This window comes from Roseobacter sp. N2S, assembly GCF_031454055.1.
Classification (GTDB): Bacteria; Pseudomonadota; Alphaproteobacteria; order Rhodobacterales; family Rhodobacteraceae; genus Amylibacter.
In genome coordinates this window covers 125,406-143,405 of sequence record NZ_JAVDQB010000010.1, presented here as the reverse complement: position 1 = coordinate 143,405, position 18,000 = coordinate 125,406, and the positions used below count along the sequence as shown (strand labels likewise).

The 18,000-nt window shown below is 57.9% G+C and carries 15 protein-coding genes; 13 read left to right on the top strand and 2 right to left on the bottom strand.

All coding sequences use genetic code 11. The features are described from left to right. Nucleotides 1–18: 18 nt before the first annotated feature. From GGE09_RS19250 to GGE09_RS19235, 4 genes are read left to right on the top strand one after another with little or no spacing between them, the layout of a single operon-like run. A complete protein-coding gene (locus GGE09_RS19250; protein ID WP_309747816.1) occupies nt 19–963 on the top strand; it encodes an ABC transporter permease in 945 nt (314 codons plus the stop codon). Next, nucleotides 960–2,879, top strand: coding sequence for a dipeptide/oligopeptide/nickel ABC transporter permease/ATP-binding protein (locus GGE09_RS19245; RefSeq protein WP_309747815.1), 1,920 nt, complete (start codon nt 960–962; stop codon nt 2,877–2,879). The genes GGE09_RS19250 and GGE09_RS19245 overlap by 4 nt, the downstream gene beginning before the upstream one ends. Next, nucleotides 2,876–3,898: an oligopeptide/dipeptide ABC transporter ATP-binding protein gene (locus tag GGE09_RS19240; RefSeq protein WP_309747814.1), complete on the top strand. Its 1,023-nt coding sequence runs from the start codon at nt 2,876–2,878 to the stop codon at nt 3,896–3,898. Before GGE09_RS19245 ends, GGE09_RS19240 begins: the two co-directional genes overlap by 4 nt. After that, nucleotides 3,895–4,842, top strand: a complete 948-nt coding sequence (locus GGE09_RS19235) for a hypothetical protein (RefSeq protein WP_309747813.1) — start codon at nt 3,895–3,897, stop codon at nt 4,840–4,842. The genes GGE09_RS19240 and GGE09_RS19235 overlap by 4 nt, the downstream gene beginning before the upstream one ends. Before the next feature lie 30 nt (nt 4,843–4,872). On the opposite strand, the gene GGE09_RS19230 is transcribed toward GGE09_RS19235, so the two are convergent. Further along, entirely contained in the window at nt 4,873–5,817 is a 945-nt protein-coding gene (locus tag GGE09_RS19230; RefSeq protein ID WP_309747812.1) for a LysR substrate-binding domain-containing protein, read from the bottom strand. Nucleotides 5,818–5,932: 115 nt separating this feature from the next. Between GGE09_RS19230 and GGE09_RS19225 the strand changes: the two genes are divergently transcribed. The 4 genes from GGE09_RS19225 to GGE09_RS19210 all read left to right on the top strand — a co-directional run bounded on the left by GGE09_RS19225 (nt 5,933) and on the right by GGE09_RS19210 (nt 11,741). Next, entirely contained in the window at nt 5,933–7,210 is a 1,278-nt protein-coding gene (locus tag GGE09_RS19225; RefSeq protein ID WP_309747811.1) for a CoA transferase, read from the top strand. A 59-nt stretch (nt 7,211–7,269) separates the two neighbouring features. Continuing rightward, on the top strand, nt 7,270–8,832 hold the full coding sequence (locus GGE09_RS19220) for a carboxylesterase family protein (protein ID WP_309747810.1): 1,563 nt from the start codon (nt 7,270–7,272) through the stop codon (nt 8,830–8,832). A 98-nt stretch (nt 8,833–8,930) separates the two neighbouring features. After that, nucleotides 8,931–9,824: an SDR family NAD(P)-dependent oxidoreductase gene (locus tag GGE09_RS19215; protein WP_309747809.1), complete on the top strand. Its 894-nt coding sequence runs from the start codon at nt 8,931–8,933 to the stop codon at nt 9,822–9,824. Between the two features lie 30 nt (nt 9,825–9,854). Continuing rightward, nucleotides 9,855–11,741 (top strand): AMP-binding protein, encoded by a 1,887-nt coding sequence (locus tag GGE09_RS19210; RefSeq protein ID WP_309747808.1) that lies wholly within the window; start codon nt 9,855–9,857, stop codon nt 11,739–11,741. A 16-nt stretch (nt 11,742–11,757) separates the two neighbouring features. Here the strand turns inward: GGE09_RS19210 and GGE09_RS19205 are convergent, their stop codons facing one another. After that, complete coding sequence (locus tag GGE09_RS19205) at nt 11,758–12,375, bottom strand: XRE family transcriptional regulator (protein WP_309747807.1); 618 nt, start codon at nt 12,373–12,375, stop codon at nt 11,758–11,760. A gap of 175 nt (nt 12,376–12,550) precedes the next feature. Here GGE09_RS19205 and GGE09_RS19200 point away from each other — a divergent pair, with 175 nt between their 5' ends. From GGE09_RS19200 to GGE09_RS19180, 5 genes are read left to right on the top strand one after another with little or no spacing between them, the layout of a single operon-like run. Next, nucleotides 12,551–13,693, top strand: coding sequence for an FAD-binding oxidoreductase (locus GGE09_RS19200; RefSeq protein WP_309747806.1), 1,143 nt, complete (start codon nt 12,551–12,553; stop codon nt 13,691–13,693). Continuing rightward, nucleotides 13,690–14,973 (top strand): TRAP transporter large permease, encoded by a 1,284-nt coding sequence (locus tag GGE09_RS19195; protein WP_309747805.1) that lies wholly within the window; start codon nt 13,690–13,692, stop codon nt 14,971–14,973. The genes GGE09_RS19200 and GGE09_RS19195 overlap by 4 nt, the downstream gene beginning before the upstream one ends. A 29-nt stretch (nt 14,974–15,002) precedes the next feature. Next, complete coding sequence (locus tag GGE09_RS19190; RefSeq protein WP_309747804.1) at nt 15,003–15,974, top strand: TRAP transporter substrate-binding protein; 972 nt, start codon at nt 15,003–15,005, stop codon at nt 15,972–15,974. Continuing rightward, complete coding sequence (locus GGE09_RS19185) at nt 15,971–16,555, top strand: TRAP transporter small permease subunit (protein WP_309747803.1); 585 nt, start codon at nt 15,971–15,973, stop codon at nt 16,553–16,555. The genes GGE09_RS19190 and GGE09_RS19185 overlap by 4 nt, the downstream gene beginning before the upstream one ends. Beyond that, nucleotides 16,552–18,000 (top strand): M81 family metallopeptidase, encoded by a 1,449-nt coding sequence (locus GGE09_RS19180; RefSeq protein ID WP_309747802.1) that lies wholly within the window; start codon nt 16,552–16,554, stop codon nt 17,998–18,000. Before GGE09_RS19185 ends, GGE09_RS19180 begins: the two co-directional genes overlap by 4 nt.

Below are 18,000 nucleotides of genomic sequence, written 5' to 3'. Positions count from 1 at the left end.
CGCACGAAGGAATTGGACATGTTAAAACTGATCGGCCAGCGGTTGCTGGCTATGGTTCCCCTGTTGCTGATCGTTTCGATCCTGACCTTTTCCTTCACTGCGTTGCTGCCCAGTGATCCTGCGGATTTGATCATCGGGGATCGCGGTTCGGAACAGCAATACGCCGAGGTCCGCGAGAGGCTGGGATTGAACCAGCCTTTCGTCACCCGCTATTTTGACTGGCTGGGCAAGGCGGTGCAGGGGGATTTGGGCACGTCGTTTTTCAATTCTGTCCGGGTGACGGATGCAGTTCTTTTGCGGATGCCTGCCACCTTGTCGCTGACATTTGCATCGGTGCTGATTTCGGTGATTGTCGGGCTGGGCGCCGGGGTGGCGGCGGCGCTGCGGCCGCGGTCTTTGATTGATCGGCTGGCGACCCTTGGGGCGACCATCGGGCAGGCGATCCCGAACTTCTGGTTGGGGCTGATCCTTGCGTCCCTATTTGCGGTATCCCTGCGCTGGTTTCCGGCCACGGGGTACGTGCAACTGTCAGACTCCCCAAGCGAATGGCTGCGCTCTATCACCTTGCCGTCCCTTGCGCTGGGGCTTTCCACAAGTGCGGCGATTGCGCGGCAGGTGCGGTCGGCCATGGTGGGGGTGCTGCAAAAAGACTACATCCGTGCGGCGCGGGCGCAGGGGCTTTCATCGCGCAGGGTGGTGTTCAAACACGCGCTGAAAAACGCGCTGGTGCCTGTGGTGACGGTTCTGTCGTTCCAGATCACTGTGCTGTTGGGCGGCGCGCTGATTGTCGAGCAGGTTTTTGCCATCAACGGCATCGGCTCGCTGGCGATTGCAGCAGTGCGTCAGCAGGATATTCCGATGATCCAAGGTATCGTTCTGGTGCTGGTTCTTGTTGTCATGTTGGTCCAGTTGGTGACTGACATTCTGTATGGTCTTATCAATCCCAAGGCGCGTTCCTCATGACCGATGCTTCTATGTCTGCCTCTGCTGCCCCGCGCCATATGCGCCCTAACTGGATGAAACCATCGTTTCTGGTGGTGGTTGTGCCGTCAGTACTGGTGCTGGCAACGCTGATTATCTGCGCTGTGTTCGCGGAATGGCTGGTGCCCTATGATCCGCTGCAACAGGATTTAATCGGTGCGCTACAAGGCCCGTCTGCCGCCCATTGGCTGGGCACCGATGATCTGGGGCGGGACGTGTTGTCACGAATGATTTTTGGCAGCCGTATTGCAGTGGTTGCCGCTGTTGAGGCCACCGGCCTTGCGGTGCTGATCGGCGTGCCTATCGGGTTGTTTATCGGTTATCGCGGCGGCTGGTGGGACTGGATTACCATGCGCATAGTCGAGGCGATTGTGTCGATCCCTGGCATTATGGTGGCTATTGTGATCATCGCCATTCTGGGCACTGGCCTGCACCGCGCCATGTTTGCCCTTGGCATCCTGTATTCCACGTCCTTTCTGCGGCTGACACGGTCTATTGTTCTGGCAGAGCGCGAAGAGGTCTATGTGAAATCCGCCCGTGTGATCGGCGCATCTTCCTTGCGTATTCTGGTGCGCCACATCTTTTTGAACATCGCACCACCCTTGATTGTTCAGGTCACATTGACCGTCGGCGCGGTTCTGCTGGCCGAGGCGGGGTTAAGTTTCATCGGCATCGGTGTGCAACCGCCGCAGGCCAGTTGGGGCACGATGTTGAATACGGCGGCGGCCTATATGGAACTGAACCCGTTTCTGGCGGTGCCGCCGGGTTTGGCGATTGTGGTGACGGTTCTGGCGGTCAATCTTCTGGGGGATGTGCTGCGCGATTCAATCGGGCAGGGCATTCGTGCGCCCTCGGCTGCGAAATCTGTAGAGGCAGCAAAAGTGGCTGTGGCCAGCAGTGCGCCGCTTTTGGCCCAAGACAGCGACGCCCTGTTAGTGAACGGGCTAGAGGTGATGATCTCGCCCAAAGGTGGTGTCGAAGTTCCCGTGGTCACAGATATGTCCTTTCGGATTGCCAAGGGTGAAACCTTGGGGCTGGTGGGGGAATCCGGCTCTGGCAAGACGGTCACAGGTTTGGCGCTGATGGGGCTGATCGGTGCGGGCGGGCGGATCACCAACGGCTCTGTTTTGCTCGATGGTACCGATCTGATGCAATTGTCCCGTTCCGAACTGGAACAGGCGCGGGGCAATGATGTGGCGATGGTGTTTCAAGACCCGACCACCAGCCTGAACCCTGCCTTTACCGTGGGCAATCAGATTTCCGAGGTTCTGCGCGTCAAACAAGGCCTGTCACGCCGCGCCGCCTGGGATCGAACGGTGGAACTGATCGACCGTGTCGGGATTCCGCGCGCCGCCGAAAAGGCGCGGGCCTTTCCCCATGAATTATCGGGCGGCATGGCACAGCGCATTGCCATCGCGCGGGCGCTGTCGTGCAGCCCGAAACTGTTAATCGCGGATGAGCCGACCACCGCGCTGGATGTGACCGTGCAGCAGGAAATTCTGGACCTGTTTCGCGACCTGCAAGATGATTTCGGCATGGCCATGTTGTTTGTGACCCACGATCTGGCAGTGGCCGCAGATGTTTGTGATCGTATCGCCGTGATGTACTGCGGCGAAATCGTTGAAACGGCTGCGGTGGATGATTTATTTGCGGGGCCAAAGCACCCTTATACGGCGGGGTTGTTGTCTGCGATGCCCCATGGTGCATCCGGCACGCCACCCTTGCCGGTGATCCGTGGATCGGTTCCCACACCGGGTCATTGGCCTGCGGGCTGTCGCTTTGCGGCGCGCTGTCCTTATGCTGCAACCGCCTGTAGCCCGCCTGTCCCGTTGACAGGTGACACCCGTTTGGTGCGCTGCGCCCGCGCTGATGCTTTAACACTAGAGGCCACGCTATGACCGCACCGCTGTTGGAAATCGAAGACCTGCGCGTCACCTATGGCGGGCGGTCCCTATTGGGCACGGGGGGCAAAGGGTTTGAGGCCGTGAAGGGTGCTACCTTATCCATTGGCGCAGGACAAACTCTTGGCTTGGTAGGGGAAAGTGGCTCGGGGAAATCCTCGATTGCCAATACATTGTTGGGTCTTGTGCCTGCCTCCTCTGGGGTGATGCGCTTTGACGGGACGGACCTTGCGACCCTGAAGAACGGCTATCCCGACGATGTGCGACGTAAAATTCAAGCGGTGTTTCAAGACCCTTATTCGTCACTGAACCCGTCAATGACGGTTGAACAAATCGTGGGCGAGCCGTTGAAGGTTCACACAAATCTGACCCGCGCAGAACGGCGTGAAAAGGCAGCGGAATTGCTGCAACTGGTTAAACTGCCCGTAACCCATCTGCCGCGCTATCCAAATGAATTTTCAGGCGGCCAGCGCCAAAGGATTGCAATTGCGGCGGCACTGGCGTTGCAGCCCAAGTTGATTGTGCTGGATGAACCGGTCAGTGCGCTGGATGTTTCAACCCAGAACCAGATCATCAACCTGCTGTATGAACGCCGCGACGCGCTTGGTATGTCTTATCTGTTGATCGCCCATGACCTTGCGCTGGTGCATCATATTTCGGACCGGATTGCGGTGATGTATCTGGGGCATATCGTGGAAGAGGGGCCTGCGGATCGGGTCTATCACCAACCAGCCCATCCCTATACCAAGGCACTGCTGGATGCGGTGCCGTTGCTGGACCCCGCCCGCCAAAGGGCACGGCGCGCTGCGCGCCGCGCCGCCCCTGCCAGCGATCTGCCACGGGCGGCGGATGCCGGATGCCCCTATCGCAACCGCTGTGCAGTGGCGATGGCCCGTTGCCACAGCCAAGCCCCGTCCGCCTTGCCCGTCAGTGGCGGCGGCACGGCCCAGTGTTTTCTGGTTCAGGACAATGCCGTCGGTGTAAGCGGCGTAAAACAACAGGAGGATTTGAGATGACCATGCCTTGGAACATTAATATGGACCCCTACGCGGTGGCTGTTGACCAAGTGACGATCCCGGACGGGTCGGGTGCAGACATGGTTTTGACCTGTCGCTACCCTGCCAAAAGCAAAGCCAAAGGCGTGGTGGTATTCTGCCACGGACTGGGGTCAAGCGGTGCGGCCTACGGTGGGCTGACTGAGGTTTGGGCAGAGCAGGGGTATCTGGTGATCCACCCGACTTTCGCCGATAGCATTTTCTCTGTGGCGCGGACCCATCCCGAATTGGGCATGGACCCCGAAGACCCTGATCTGGTGCTTTGGGTGCGCACCCAACCTCAAGCGCGACCAGTGATGCGCGATATTCTGCTAGACCCCGACCAGTGGCGCGACAGGGTGCGTATTGTGCACAACGTGCTGGATCAAATGCCTGCGATCCTAGCGGCTACGGGCAACAGCGGGGCAGACCTGCCAATGGCCATCGCGGGTCATTCCTTTGGGGCCTATACGGCCCAATTGTTTGCAGGGGCGGAAATTGACCTGCCCGAAGGCCCGCGCAATTTTCGAGATCACAGATTCATTGCCGCCATGGTTCTCAGCGGGCAGGGGCGGAATCAACAGGGTCTGCGCGACGGGTCTTGGGACCATATGACAGGGCCGGTTTTGACGGTCACGGGGGAAAAGGACGGTGGAGCAAAAGGGCAGGACTGGCATTGGAAATGCGAACCCTATGACCTTGCGCCTGCGGGGGATAAGTATCTGGCGGTGCTGGATGATGCAAACCATTATCTGGGCGGGATGACGCCCGAAGGCCATACCGTGCCTTATCAGGCCGAGGCACTGACCATGGTCACAAGCGCGTTTCTGGATGCTTATGTGGTTAAACGAGACAGCGCCCGAACCTGGCTGGAACTGGTAGAGGATCGCATTGGCAAATGCCCTGTGCTGTTTAAACGAAAATAACGGCTTAACATTACGGTATTCGGCGGAAACTTAAATCACACTCCCCGCGAGTGTGGCAATCAACGCGCCGCGCAAGGCTTGTAATTCGGCGACGTCTTCGTGTTCGATAAGGGTTAAAAACCCGACTTCCACAGGGGGCAACCGCAAGAAGGGCGTATCAAGCGCCACCACTTGCGTGCCTGCTGCGGGCGTGTTCAAGACCATTCGGGGCAAAACCGCCAGCAGCGGCATTTCCCGTAGAATATTCATTAAACCATTGGGGTCGGCGGCGACCTCTACAGCGATGCGGGGTTCTCCCAAACCATTGTTGCGAAAGGCGGCGGCCAGTCCTACACGGTTTTTGGAATCTTCGGGGGGCAAAGCCCAGGTCACATCTTTCAGATCAGAGGGCCGCAAACTGGCGCGGCTGGCCAAAGGATGACTGGCGGAACAGACAACGACCAGTTCGGTTTCAAACAGATGCTCGTGGCGCAGACTGTTTTTCATCTCAGGGGGGACGACTTCCCAGTCGATCCGCCCCACATAGCAGTTGATTTCCCCGTCCCAAAGCGCGCGGGTCATGTCTGTGGCCAACCCCGTGCGCAGGGCGTAGCGCACGGCAGTGCCCGCCCCTTGCGCCATTTTCAACGCCGCAGGAATAACGTTGAACATCATCGCGGGATTGGTGCCCACATGCAGCACTGGGGGCAGGCCCTCGTCCAATTCTGCGGCAAGGTTTTGGAATACCGCCAAACCCGATCTGGCCCGTTGCAGCGCCAGACGCCCCATGGCCGTCAGCTCTACGCCCTGCACCGAGCGATCCACCAGCGCAGCCCCGAAGGCGAACTCCAGATCCTTTAACATTTGTGACACCGCTGGCTGGGTCAAACCCAAATCCCGCGCCACCGCACGCAAGGAACGATGGGTCTTGATCAAATCCAGCAGACGGATATGGCGCAGGCGCAGGCGGTCCAGATGCTGTGGGGAATGTGCCATTAAAATTTCCTATCATATTACAGATTTTTTTGATTTTTCTTATTGTGCCTCACCCCCTATGGCAAGACAGGGTGGAGATTTTTCTGACTGGAATAGGGTCAGACAGGAGGAGGCAATGAAAACCATGTTAGAGCAGAGCGGTAACAGCGAGCCAGAGGCCGAGGGTGCAAAAGCCGCGGAGGATGGGGCTGGTTTTCGTCCGATGGCAGGGCTGCGCGTGGTGGATCTTAGTCAGGTGTTGGCTGGGCCTTTTGCCACCTATCAGCTTTCGCTTCTGGGGGCAGAGGTTCTGAAAATCGAAAAACCCGGCGAAGGGGACTGGACCCGCAATGGCGGCCCCAGCAAGCCGCTTAGCGACCTTGGTATGGGTCTGAATTTTCTGGCCCATAACGCCGCCAAAAAATCCGTCACACTGGACCTGAAATCCCCCGAGGGTTTGGCCGCTTTGAAGCGATTGATCGCGACGGCAGATGTCTTTGTCGAAAATTTTAAACCCGGTGTGGCCGAACGTTTGGGGCTGGGGTTTGACGCCGTGCGCGCGATCCGCCCTGACATCGTTTATTGCTCCATTTCGGCCTATGGGCAGGATGGCCCCCTGCGCCAGCGACCCGCCTATGATCATGTGATCCAAGGCATGTGCGGCATCATGTTAACCACGGGGCAAGAGGGCGATGGCCCGACCAAAGTCGGCGCACCTTATGTGGATTATGCCACGGGCATGAATGCGGCGATGGCCATTCTGGCTGGTCTGACCGAGGTGCGCAGGACAGGTCGCGCAGTGCAACTGGACGTGGCGATGCTGGATACGGCTTTGATGCTGATGGCGTCCTTGGTGACGCAGCATCTGACGGCAGGATGGCAGCCCGCGCAGAACGGCAATGAAGCCTGGAGCCAAAGCGCCTCGTCCGGGGCGTTCCAAACTTTGGACGGGGTTTTGATGCTGGCGGCCAACAATGATCGTCAGTTCCGCCAGTTGTGTAACGCTGTAGAGCGGGACGACATCCTGTCTGACCCGCGCTGGTCAGACGTTGCTGCGCGCAATGAAAATGCCGCTGAACTGCGCGCTGAGCTGGTGGCCCTGTTTCTGACCCGTGATGCTGCGGAATGGGAGACCCTTTTGGCGGGGGCAAGTGTTCCTGCCGCGCGGGTACGCGGCCTTGACGAGGTGGTGCAAGAAGACCAGTTCGCTGCCCGTGATCTGGTCTCGCAGATGCAGATTTCAGGGCATAATCCGCCCGTGCATGTGCCGAACCTGCCGTTCAAAGCCAATGGGGTGAATCTGCATCCCGCGGCTGCCCCCTCGGCCTTGGGGGCGGATACGGAACAGGTTCTGATCGGGGCAGGTTTTGACCCAACCGAGCTGACCCGCCTGCGGGACGCGGGCGTGATCTGATTTAAGCATTTCAATAAAAAACTAAACAAAACAAACTGAACTTAACAGGAGCGGGCTGAATGACCCAAAAGACTGTAATCGCCCCGTTTCCCGCTGGCCCCGCCAAAGGGGTTGCGCAGGACGGATTGAACATCTTTCGCGGTCTGCCTTATGCGTTGCCTCCGACAGGCCAACGGCGCTGGTGTCCGCCGGTTGCTGTTCCGGACAGAAAGACATTGCGTGATGCGACCCGGTTCGGCGCGGCCTGCCCCCAGCCCAGTCGCCGTGCAGGCAGTGTTTATGAATGTGACATTCCCATCAAAGACGAGGATTGTCTGAACCTGAATATCTGGGTGCCCGAAGACGCGCAGGACCTGCCTGTGTTTGTCTGGATTCACGGCGGCAACTTGCTGCGCGGGGCGGGCAGTGAACCCCTGACCAATGGCGCGGCTTTGGCCAAACGCGGGCAGGTTGTGGTGACCATCAACTATCGGCTGAATGTTCTGGGCTATCTGGCCCATCCGGAACTGGACGCAGAATCTGCGAACGGGGTTTCTGGGAACTACGGATTGCTGGATCAGATCGCCGCGCTTGAATGGGTGAAACGCAATATTTCGGCTGTGGGCGGCAATCCGGACAATGTGACCGTTGCCGGAGAATCTGCAGGGGCGCTAAGTGTGTATTATCTGATGTGCGCTCCTGCGGCCCAAGGGCTTTTTGCCCGCGCAATTGCCCAAAGCGGGCATATTTGTGCTGCGCAAAGCCTCAAAGAAGAGACCCACGGAATGGGCAGCGGGCATGCTTCGGGGCAGCAAATTCTTGCGGCCCTTGGGGCGGGTAGCATTGCGGAACTGCGGGAATGGGACGGGCAGGCGCTTGCTGTTGCTGCGGATAAAGCAGGGTTCGCGGCGCAAGGTGTGGTCGATGGTTTGGTTCTGCCTGACCAACCGCTGTGGCTGATGGAAACCGGCCAATCCGCGCAGGTGCCGTTGATCACAGGGTTCAACAGCGGAGAAATCCTGACGCTGGAATTCCTGATGCCGCCTTTACCTGACACCGCCACAGACTATGAAGCGATGATCCGCGCCCGTTATGGCCCCCTGTCTGACAGGTTTCTGGCGCTCTACCCCGCCTCTGATATTAGGCAAAGCACCGAGGAAGCGATCCGCGATGCCTTGTTTGGCTGGACGGTTTTGAGTGCGGCGCGGGCGCAGGTGAAGGCGGGTCTGCCAGCCTATGTTTATTATTTCGATCACGGCTATCCCGCCACGCAGGATCGCGGCCTGCACGGGTTTCACGCCTGCGAATTAGCTTATTTGTTTGACACAATGGACCAGTCCCCGCCGAATTGGCCCAAGGCGGATGACACACCACAAGAAGCTGATCTGACGCGCATCATTGGCGACTACTGGAGCAGTTTTACCGCCAGTGGTAGGCCAAGTGCTACAGGTGCACCGGTCTGGCCGGATTACAGTGAAAGTGGCGCGATCTTGCATTTTGCGCAAACACCGCAGATCACCCACGATCTGATGAGCGAAGCCTATGTGCTGATCGACGAAGATTTCGCCCAAAGGCGCGCGCAGGGAACCCACCCGTGGAGTTGGAACGTCGGCGTGGCCGCCCCTGTTCGGGATTTTGACTAACGCCAATTCTTTGGCGCATGAACCAGTGAATACCGTCGAATAATAAGAAAAACCTGTCGGGTTTCCCGCAGGATGAGTTTGAAAAAGGATAGAAAACAATGGTTGATCTGACAGGACGCGTGGCACTGGTGACGGGTGCAGGGGGCGGGCTCGGGCGCGAACATGCGCTGCTTTTGGCGGCCCATGGGGCGCGGGTGGTGGTCAATGACCTGAACCCAGAACAGGCCCAATCCGTCGCTGATGAAATCACCGCCGCAGGGGGCGAGGCAATGTCCGTTGCCGCGTCAGTTTCGGATTTCGAAGCCGTCGAGGCGATGATTGCGCAGATCGTGGATACCTGGGGGCGGATTGATTGTTTGGTGAACAATGCGGGCATTTTGCGCGACAAATCTTTTGCTAAGATGGAGCTTTCAGATTTTCGGTTGGTGATGGATGTGCATTTGATGGGGGCGGTGCATTGCTGCAAAGCGGTCTGGCCCCATATGCGCGCCCAAGGGTTCGGGCGGATTGTGATGACCACCTCGTCCTCGGGGTTGTATGGCAACTTTGGTCAGTCGAATTATGGCGCGGCTAAAATGGCGCTGGTCGGGTTGATGCAGACTTTGGCTATTGAGGGTGCGAGAGATGATATTCGGGTGAATTGCATTGCGCCCACAGCGGCGACGCAGATGCTGGAAGGGTTGCTACCCCAGGCGGAAATGGATTTGTTACAGGCCGCGCGGGTCAGCCCCGGCCTGTTGTCCTTGCTGCAAAACGATGCGCCCACGCGCACGATTCTATGTGCCGGGGCAGGCGCCTTTGCCACTGCCAATATCACATTGACCAAAGGGGTCTATGTGGGCGAGGGGCCAGATGCGGCGGACGGGGTTGTAACGCAGTGGGGTGACATTCAGGATCGGACAGGAGAGAGTGTGCCCAATTCTGGTGCCGAGCAGGGGCGGCAGGAATTGGCCCATGCCGGTTACACCCGCCCAGCACCCCAAACCAGTTAACCCATCACCGGACCGTCAAAGGCTATCCCCATGAGCACGCTAAAAACCACCCGCCCTGTGGTGCCGGTCCGAACCATTCAGGACATTCACCAGATCGAAGCACAGCCCTATCGCACGGTCGTGACAGCACGCAATATGTATGATCTGTTTCGCGCAACGGCACAGCAGGTCGGGACGGGCAAAGCCCTGACGGTTTTGCGCAGGCCAGATACCACGGCGGGGTCGGTCACGCTGACCCATAGTGCGCTGCTGGGTGAAATCACCCGCGCGGCAAATATGTTTCGGGCTTTGGGGGTGTCGCAGAATCGCGGGGTTGCTGCTTTTCTGACACCGACCCTGCCTGACCTGCCGGTTCTGTTGTTGGGGGCGCAGGTGGCAGGGGTGGCCAGCACCATCAACTATCTTCTCAGCCGAGAGGCGATTGTCGATCTGTTGAACGCTGAAAATGCGACGATCCTAGTGATCCCTGCGGCGGATTTGGACCAAACCTGTTGGGATCGGGCGCAGGGTATCTTGCGGGATGTGCCGAGTTTGCAGCATGTTCTGGTGATCGGCGGCGCGGCGGCAGGCGATAGGGTACATGCGGATTTGGCGGGTGGTTTTACCCCGCTTGCGCCGTTGTTGGCATCGTTTAACACTGAAGCATTGGAGTTCACACCCACAGACGATCCCGATGCGGTTTGTGCGCTGTTTCACACGGGCGGCACCACGGGCAGCCCTAAACTGGTCCCGCTGACCCATGGCAATCAAATCCACGCGGCTTTCGGGTTCGGGCAGGTGTTTGGGTATGATGAATCCGACACGGTGATCAACGGGTTTCCGTTTTTCCATGTGGGTGGCACCATGACCGTGGGCCTGTCGGTTTTGGCAGCAGGCGGGCATCTGGTGGTGCCCTCGCCCTATGCGTTGCGTCCGCCCGAAGTGATTCAAAACTACTGGCCGTTGGTTGCCGCTGTTTCGGCCACTGTGGTCAGCGGTGTGCCGACCTCGATTGCGGCGATGACTGCGGCTTGGGAAACGGGCAATGACGTATCCTCGGTGCGCATGGCGGTGACGGGGGGGGCAGTCCTGCCGGATGCCGTGGCAGAGCGGTTTGAAGCGGCCACAGGTGTGTGGCTTTTCGAAACCTATGGCATGACAGAAACTGCTGCGGCCATTGCATTTAATCCTGGGTATGGCAGTCCTGTACGGGGCAGTGTCGGGCTTCGGGCACCCTATTCGCAAACGCGGATCGTTCTGGGGGATCGCCTGTGTGCGCAGGGGGAAAGCGGGCTGGTTCAGGTGCGCGGCCCGCAGGTGTTTTCGGGATATGTGCAGGCGGACCATTCTGTAGGGGTTTTAGACGCCGAGGGATGGTTGACCACTGGGGACATCGGTTATTTGACTGCGGATGAACGTTTGGTTCTGACGGGGCGCGAAAAAGACTTGATTGTGCGCAGCGGCCATAACATCGACCCTTCCGCAATTGAGGAGGTTGCGAACCGCCACCCAGATGTGCTGCTTAGTGCGGCTGTTGGTATGCCAGATCAATACGCAGGCGAGGTTCCCGTGCTGTTTGTGGTTCCCCAAAAAGGGGCGACTCTTTTGATCCCTGCATTAAAACAAATGCTCGAGGAAAATTTGCACGAGCCACCCGCCCGTCCGCGCGGTATTTTTATACTAGAGGATTTGCCCGTCACTGCCGTTGGCAAAATATTCAAACCTGCCCTTCGGGACCGTGCAATTACCGAAAAAGTGATGCAAGAGCTTGCCAAAAATTGCGATCCTGCGACGACCTGTACTGTGGCGATCCAATTGGATGCGCAGCACCGAACTCAGGTTGATGTGGTGCTAACAGGTGCCAGCCCCGCGCAAATCACCGCGCTGGCGGAATCGCTGGCGCCTTTGCCACAGACCTATCGCCTGACGCAGGCATAACCCCGCGCAATCTGCTTTAGGATGCAGCCTCGGGCGGGACGTCGTGATGGTTAAGGGTCTGGCGCTCGGTGCAGATGCAGATCACTTCGGCTCTGGTGTCAGTCTTGTTCACATAGGCGTGCCCCATGGAGCTGTCGAGATAGACACCCTCGCCTTTGGACAAGGACAGGGGGGCGTAGAATTCGCTGTGAACTTCGATGTCGCCTTCCAGAACGAATAGGAATTCCTCGCCGCCGTGCTGTTCCAACGGACCGAATTCTTGCAGCGATCCGGCCTTGATTGTGGCGCGAATTGGCACCAGCCGTTTGTTAATCAGTTCTGAACACAGATAGTTATATTCATAGTTCGGTGTATCAATCTGGATCGCATCCACCAGACGCGCAGGTTGAAAGCGGCTGTTAGGCGCGGCGGTTTCCGTGCCAAGGGTTTCTTCGCCGATCAACTGGCCAATGGTCAGTTCCAGCCCCCCTGCCAGCCGCAAAATCTTGTCCAAAGTCGGGGACAACGCGCCGTTTTCGATCTTGGAGATCGTAGAAACGGCGACCCCTGAAATATCGGACAACTGCGCCAAAGTCAGCTGACGGGATTTGCGCAGGCTTTTGACCCGTTGGCCCAATGCTTTGGGTGTCGTCATGCGGGGCTGGCTCCTTCTTGAAATGTCAGGGGTATCTTAAAGGAGTAAATTAAGAATAGAAATAATTTTCGTATAGTAGAAAAAATTCTTGATTACGGGAAAGAATCCCCTAACGTGGCAATAAGGAATATTGACGACGGCAGTGTTATTCACGGCCGGACACAAGTGGGGACTTATGGATCAGACGACGACACGCGCAGATGTAATCGTGATTGGCGCGGGCATTGCAGGGGCCTCGGTCGCAGCGGAACTGGCGGCCAGCGCCAAGGTTTTACTTGTCGAGATGGAAGCACAACCCGGCTATCACACCACGGGGCGGTCTGCTGCGGTTTTTGCCCCCAGCTATGGCCCTGCGTCCATTCGCGCGCTGACCCGCGCCTCACAAGCGTTCTTTGAAACACCGCCAGCAGGGTTCGTAGATGCGCCGCTGTTTTCGCCTCGTCGGATTTTGATGATCGCCCGTTCGGATCAAACCGACACGCTAGACGGGTTGATAGATCAGGTGTCAGCGGAAACAAAGGTTGAGCGGCTGGGAGCAGCGGCCCTGCGTGATCTGCAACCGCTGTTGCGGGACGGATATGCGCAGGAAGGTATGTTAGACGCCGCAGGTCAGGATATTGATGTTGCAGGGCTACATCAAGGCTATCTGCGCCTGTTCCGTGCGCGGGGCGGTGAGGTGTTAACCAATGTGGCGGTAGAGGCCTTGCATCGGCACGGTGCGGATTGGCAACTGACCACGCCAAAGGGAGTGCTGACAGCGCCGTTGGTGGTGAATGCCGCAGGGGCTTGGGCGGATCAGCTGGGCCAGTTGGCAGGGGCCGAGCAGATACATCTGACTCCGAAACGCCGCACCGCCATGATGATCGCCGAGCCGCAAGGCTTTACCGCGCGCAATGGTCCGATCACCATTGATATCGACGAAGGTTTTTATCTGAAACCCGATGCGGGGCGTCTGTTGATTTCCCCGGCGGATGAAACCCCGACCACGCCCCAAGACGCCCAGCCTGACGAAATGGATGTGGCGATTTGTGCGGATCGGATCATGACCGCCTTTGATCTGGATATTCGACGCATTGAAACAAAATGGGCCGGTTTGCGCAGCTTCGTGCCGGATAAATCCCCCGTTGCAGGGTTTTCCGAAACGGTGCCGGGCTTCTTCTGGCTGGCGGGGCAGGGCGGCTATGGCATCCAAAGCGCGCCCGCCTTGTCCCAATTCGCAGCGGCCAGTGTTCTGGGCAAAGACGTGCCTGCCTTTATCACCGACCAAGGCTTTGACCCCGTTGCGGTACAGCCCGCCCGCCTGAAGGATGCCGCATGATCTGGTTTGTCCCTGTTGCAGCCATTGGATTGCTGGTGTCAGGTCTGGCGCTGGCCTATGTGATTGGCGGCGCGGCGGTGCTGGCCTTTGTCGCCACCGATAATGCCCGCTATCTGGCGGTGCTGCCGCAAAAGATTTTTTCGCAGATCAGCGTGTTTTCCCTGCTGGCCATGCCATTGTTTATACTGGCAGGCGAGGTGATGAATCGTGGCGGTGTGACCAAGGCTCTGATTGATATGTCCATGGCGCTGGTCGGGCGGATGCGCGGCGGTTTGGGGCATGTGAACATCATGACCTCGGTGTTTTTCGCGGGGATTTCCGGCTCTGCGGTGGCGGATGCGGCGGCGCTGTCCAACACCTTGGTGCCTGCCATGCGGGCGCGGGGCTATTCTGCGGCTTATGCGGGGGCGATCACGGCGGCGTCTTCGATTATCGGGCCGATTGTGCCGCCGTCAATCATTCTGATTTTCTATGGCTCGTTGATGCAAACATCAGTGGCAGCGCTATTTATTGCAGGGATTTTGCCTGGTCTGGTGCTGGCCATGGCGCTGTTTGCGGTGAATGCGTGGTATGCGTGGTACGAAGATCACCCCCGCGTGGAAAAAGGCGATGCCCCGCCAATCCTGCCTGCCATCGGGCGTGCGCTGCCTGCGATGGCGCTGCCGATCATCATTGTGGGCGGTATCGTGTTTGGCTGGATGACCCCGACCGAGGCGGCGGCTGTTGCAGTCTTTGCTGCCGCAGGTGTGGCGTGGTTTTACGAGGGTCTTAATTTCGCCGACATCCGCGAAAGTCTTGCGCGTACGGCGGTTCTGACGGGGTCGATCTTTATGATCCTCTGCGCCGTGGCGGCATTCGGGCATCTGGCCTCGCTGGAACGTATTCCACAGGCGCTGGCCGCTTTGGTAGACCAGATGGGTCTTGGTCCTGCGGGTTATCTGGTAGTGATGAATGTGCTGTTCATTCTGGCGGGTATGGTGCTGGACGTGACCGTGGCACTGGCGCTTTTGGTGCCACTGTTGGCACCCGTGGCTTTGGCGAACGGGGCTGATCCGGTGCACCTTGGGATCGTGATCTGTTTCAACCTGTGCATCGGTCTTGTGTCGCCGCCACTGGGGGGGTGTTTGCTGATCGTGTCCACGGTGACAGGTGTGCGTTATTGGGAACTGGCCCGCAAGGTCATCCCCTTTGTTATTGCTGAAATAATCGTGCTCGGGGTGCTGGTTCGCTTCCCTGAAATCAGTCTCTATCTGCCTCGATTGATGGGGCTTTGGGGATAAAACAAAAACCAACAGAGGAAGGAAATAAAATGAATATGAAACACAGTTTTCTGGCAACCGTTGCCGCACTTGCCTTGGCGATGCCTGCTCAGGCCGAAGTGAAAATCGCGCTGGACGGGCCGCCGGATATGGAACAATCGGGCACCTATGTTTGGGCCCATACATTCGGGGAATACCTGAAAGCCAACGGCATGGACGCCGTAGAATTTGAGCGCAATTCACTGGGCGAAGAAGCCGAGCGCCTTGATCAGGTTAGTCAGGGGTTGCTGGAAATTTCCATGTCTGATGCCAAATCTGCGGGTACTTTGGACGGCACGATTTTTGGCTCGATGATGCCGTTTTTCTTTGAAAACGAAGACCAGCTCGATACTGCGCTAACAGACGGTGGGATGTTGGAACGGATCAATGCAGGCACGACGCCTAAAGGGGTGCGGGTGCTGGATCTGGTTTTTCTGGGTCAGGCTTCAGGGATTTTTACCACAAAAACGCCGGTGCGCAGTTTTGCGGATTTTTCCAATTTGCGGATGCGGGCATTGGATGAATTGCAAATCCAAACCTTTGAACGGTGGGGCGCAAAAGGCACAATCGTGTCTTGGTCCGAGGTTCCAAACGCCCTGCAAACAGGCGTGGCCGAGGGCTATCTGAACCCGCCCTTCGTACCACTGGTCTATGGCCACACTTCGTTCATTAAATACTTCACGGATGTAAAAACATCAGCTTCTGTGCGGATCGCGATTGCATCCGAAGACTGGTATCAGGCCCTGTCGGATGAAGAGCGCGCGATTGTGGATGCAGGGGCAAAACTGGCCCATGACGCCAATCGCAGCTTTGTCAAGCAGCGTGAACAGGTGTTTGCCGATCTGGAAGAAGCAGGCATCGAAGTGATCCGCCTAAGCGATGAAGAACGCGCCAAGTTCCGCGATGCGTCCCAACCGCTTTATGAAGCAATCGAAATGCCAGAGGGTGCTTTTGCAGCTTGGCAGGCGTCGATTTCCAAGTGAGCACTGCACGCGCCATAGCAAAGGGGCTGGACCGGGTATCGGTCTGGCTCCACTACGGGGCCATGGGGGGCGCGGTTTTTGCCGTACTGGTCATGCTGGCGGCGGCGGGCTGGCAGGTTTTTGCCCGCTATTTGCTGGCACAACCGCCCGCATGGACCGAGGAACTGGCCCGATTTTCCATGGTGTGGGGTGGTCTGCTGGGCGCGTCCTGCGCCTATCGTCTAAAGGCAGATCCCACGTTGTTTCCGGATTCCGTTGATCGACGGGGCAAGCTTGGGGTTTTGCTGGTTGTGATCCGCAGCGCCGGAGTGTTGATACTTGTGTTAACCACCCTTTGGTTCTGCGCCTTTGGCCCCGGTATGAATCTGGCGCGGGGCTATGTGGCACGGCTTGTGGGGCGGCAGGCGGAAACCATGGATTTGCCGATGATTGTCTTTGGCGTCGCAATTCCGATCGCCTTTATCATCATTGTTATTCACGTTCTGGCCGATCTGGCCCGCGTTATTATTCTGGAACGAAACCAATCATCTGATGGGCCAACAGCCCTGGCTGAAACGACAGAAAAAGGACCGCCTTTATGAAACTCTTCATGGCGTCGCTTGCCACGGAAACCAACTCGTTTTCGCCAATCCCCACAGGCTGGAGCGGCTTTCACGAGAACCTGCACAGCAAAGAGGCGTCTCGCGGTGAGGCAGGATTATACGCCGCCGCCGTCACCATCTGGCGCAATCGGGCCGAGGCATTGGGATGGGATGTGGTCGAAGGCCTGTCCACCTATGCCCAGCCCGCTGGCCCCACGGTGCGTGCGGTTTATGAAACCATGCGCGATGACATTCTGGCCGATCTTCAGGCGGCGATGCCTGTTGATGTGGTTCTTTTGTCCATGCACGGTGCGATGATTGCGCAGGGCTATGATGATTGTGAAGGTGACTTGCTGACCCGCGCCCGCGCAATTGTAGGCGATGATGCAACGGTTGGGCTGGAAATCGACCCCCATTGCCACCTGACCGAAGCAATGCTGAGTGCTGCCACAGCGATCATTTGTTACAAGGAATACCCCCATATCGACGTGCCAGAGCGGGCGGATGATCTGTTTACACTCTGTGCCGATGCGGCTGTGGGGCGCACCAATCCCGTGATGCGCGACTATGATTGCAAGATGATGGCGATGTATCACACGCCGTTTGAACCCGTGCGCAGTTACGTTGATAAAATGTCTGCGATGGAGGGGCAAAACGGTATTCTTTCGGTGTCATTGGCCCATGGCTTCCCTTGGGGTGACAGCCCGCGTGTGGGGGCGCGTTCTTTGGTGATTACGGATGGGGATGCCGATCTGGCGGCCCAAACGGCACAGGCTTTGGGGCAGGAATTATGGGACATGCGCCACGATCTGCGCCGCTTCCCAGATTTGAAAACGGGGCTGGATCGGGCTGTGGCTGCAACCGAGTTCCCCGTGGTTCTGGCCGATTTCGCTGATAATGCGGGGGGCGGTGCGCCTTCGGATTCGACCTTTGTTTTGAAGGCAGCGCTGGCGCGTGGGTTGCAGGATATTGCCTTTGGGGTGTTTTGGGATCCGGTGCTGGTAAATATGTGTATCGACGCGGGGCTGGGTGCGGAAATGGCCGTGCGGGTTGGCGGTAAAATCGGGCCGATGTCAGGCGATCCTATTGATCTGACGGTGGTTGTGCGCGGCATCGACCCTGATGCGACCCAACATCTTGGCACCGCTGAAATGCGCCTTGGTCCCTGTGTCTGGCTGGAATCGAATGGCGTGCATATCATCGTCAGCACCAAGCGCACGCAGACCTTTCATCCAGAAGTGTTTGAAAACCTTGGCCTGAAACTGTCAGGCATGAAAATCGTCGTGGTGAAATCCTCGCAGCATTTTTACGATGCCTTTGCGCCGATTGCATCCGAAGTGATCCATCTGGCCACACCGGGTGCGATCACGCCCGATTATACCATCATCCCCTACACCAAACGGGACGATAATTTCTGGCCGAAAACTGAAAACCCCTTTGCCTAA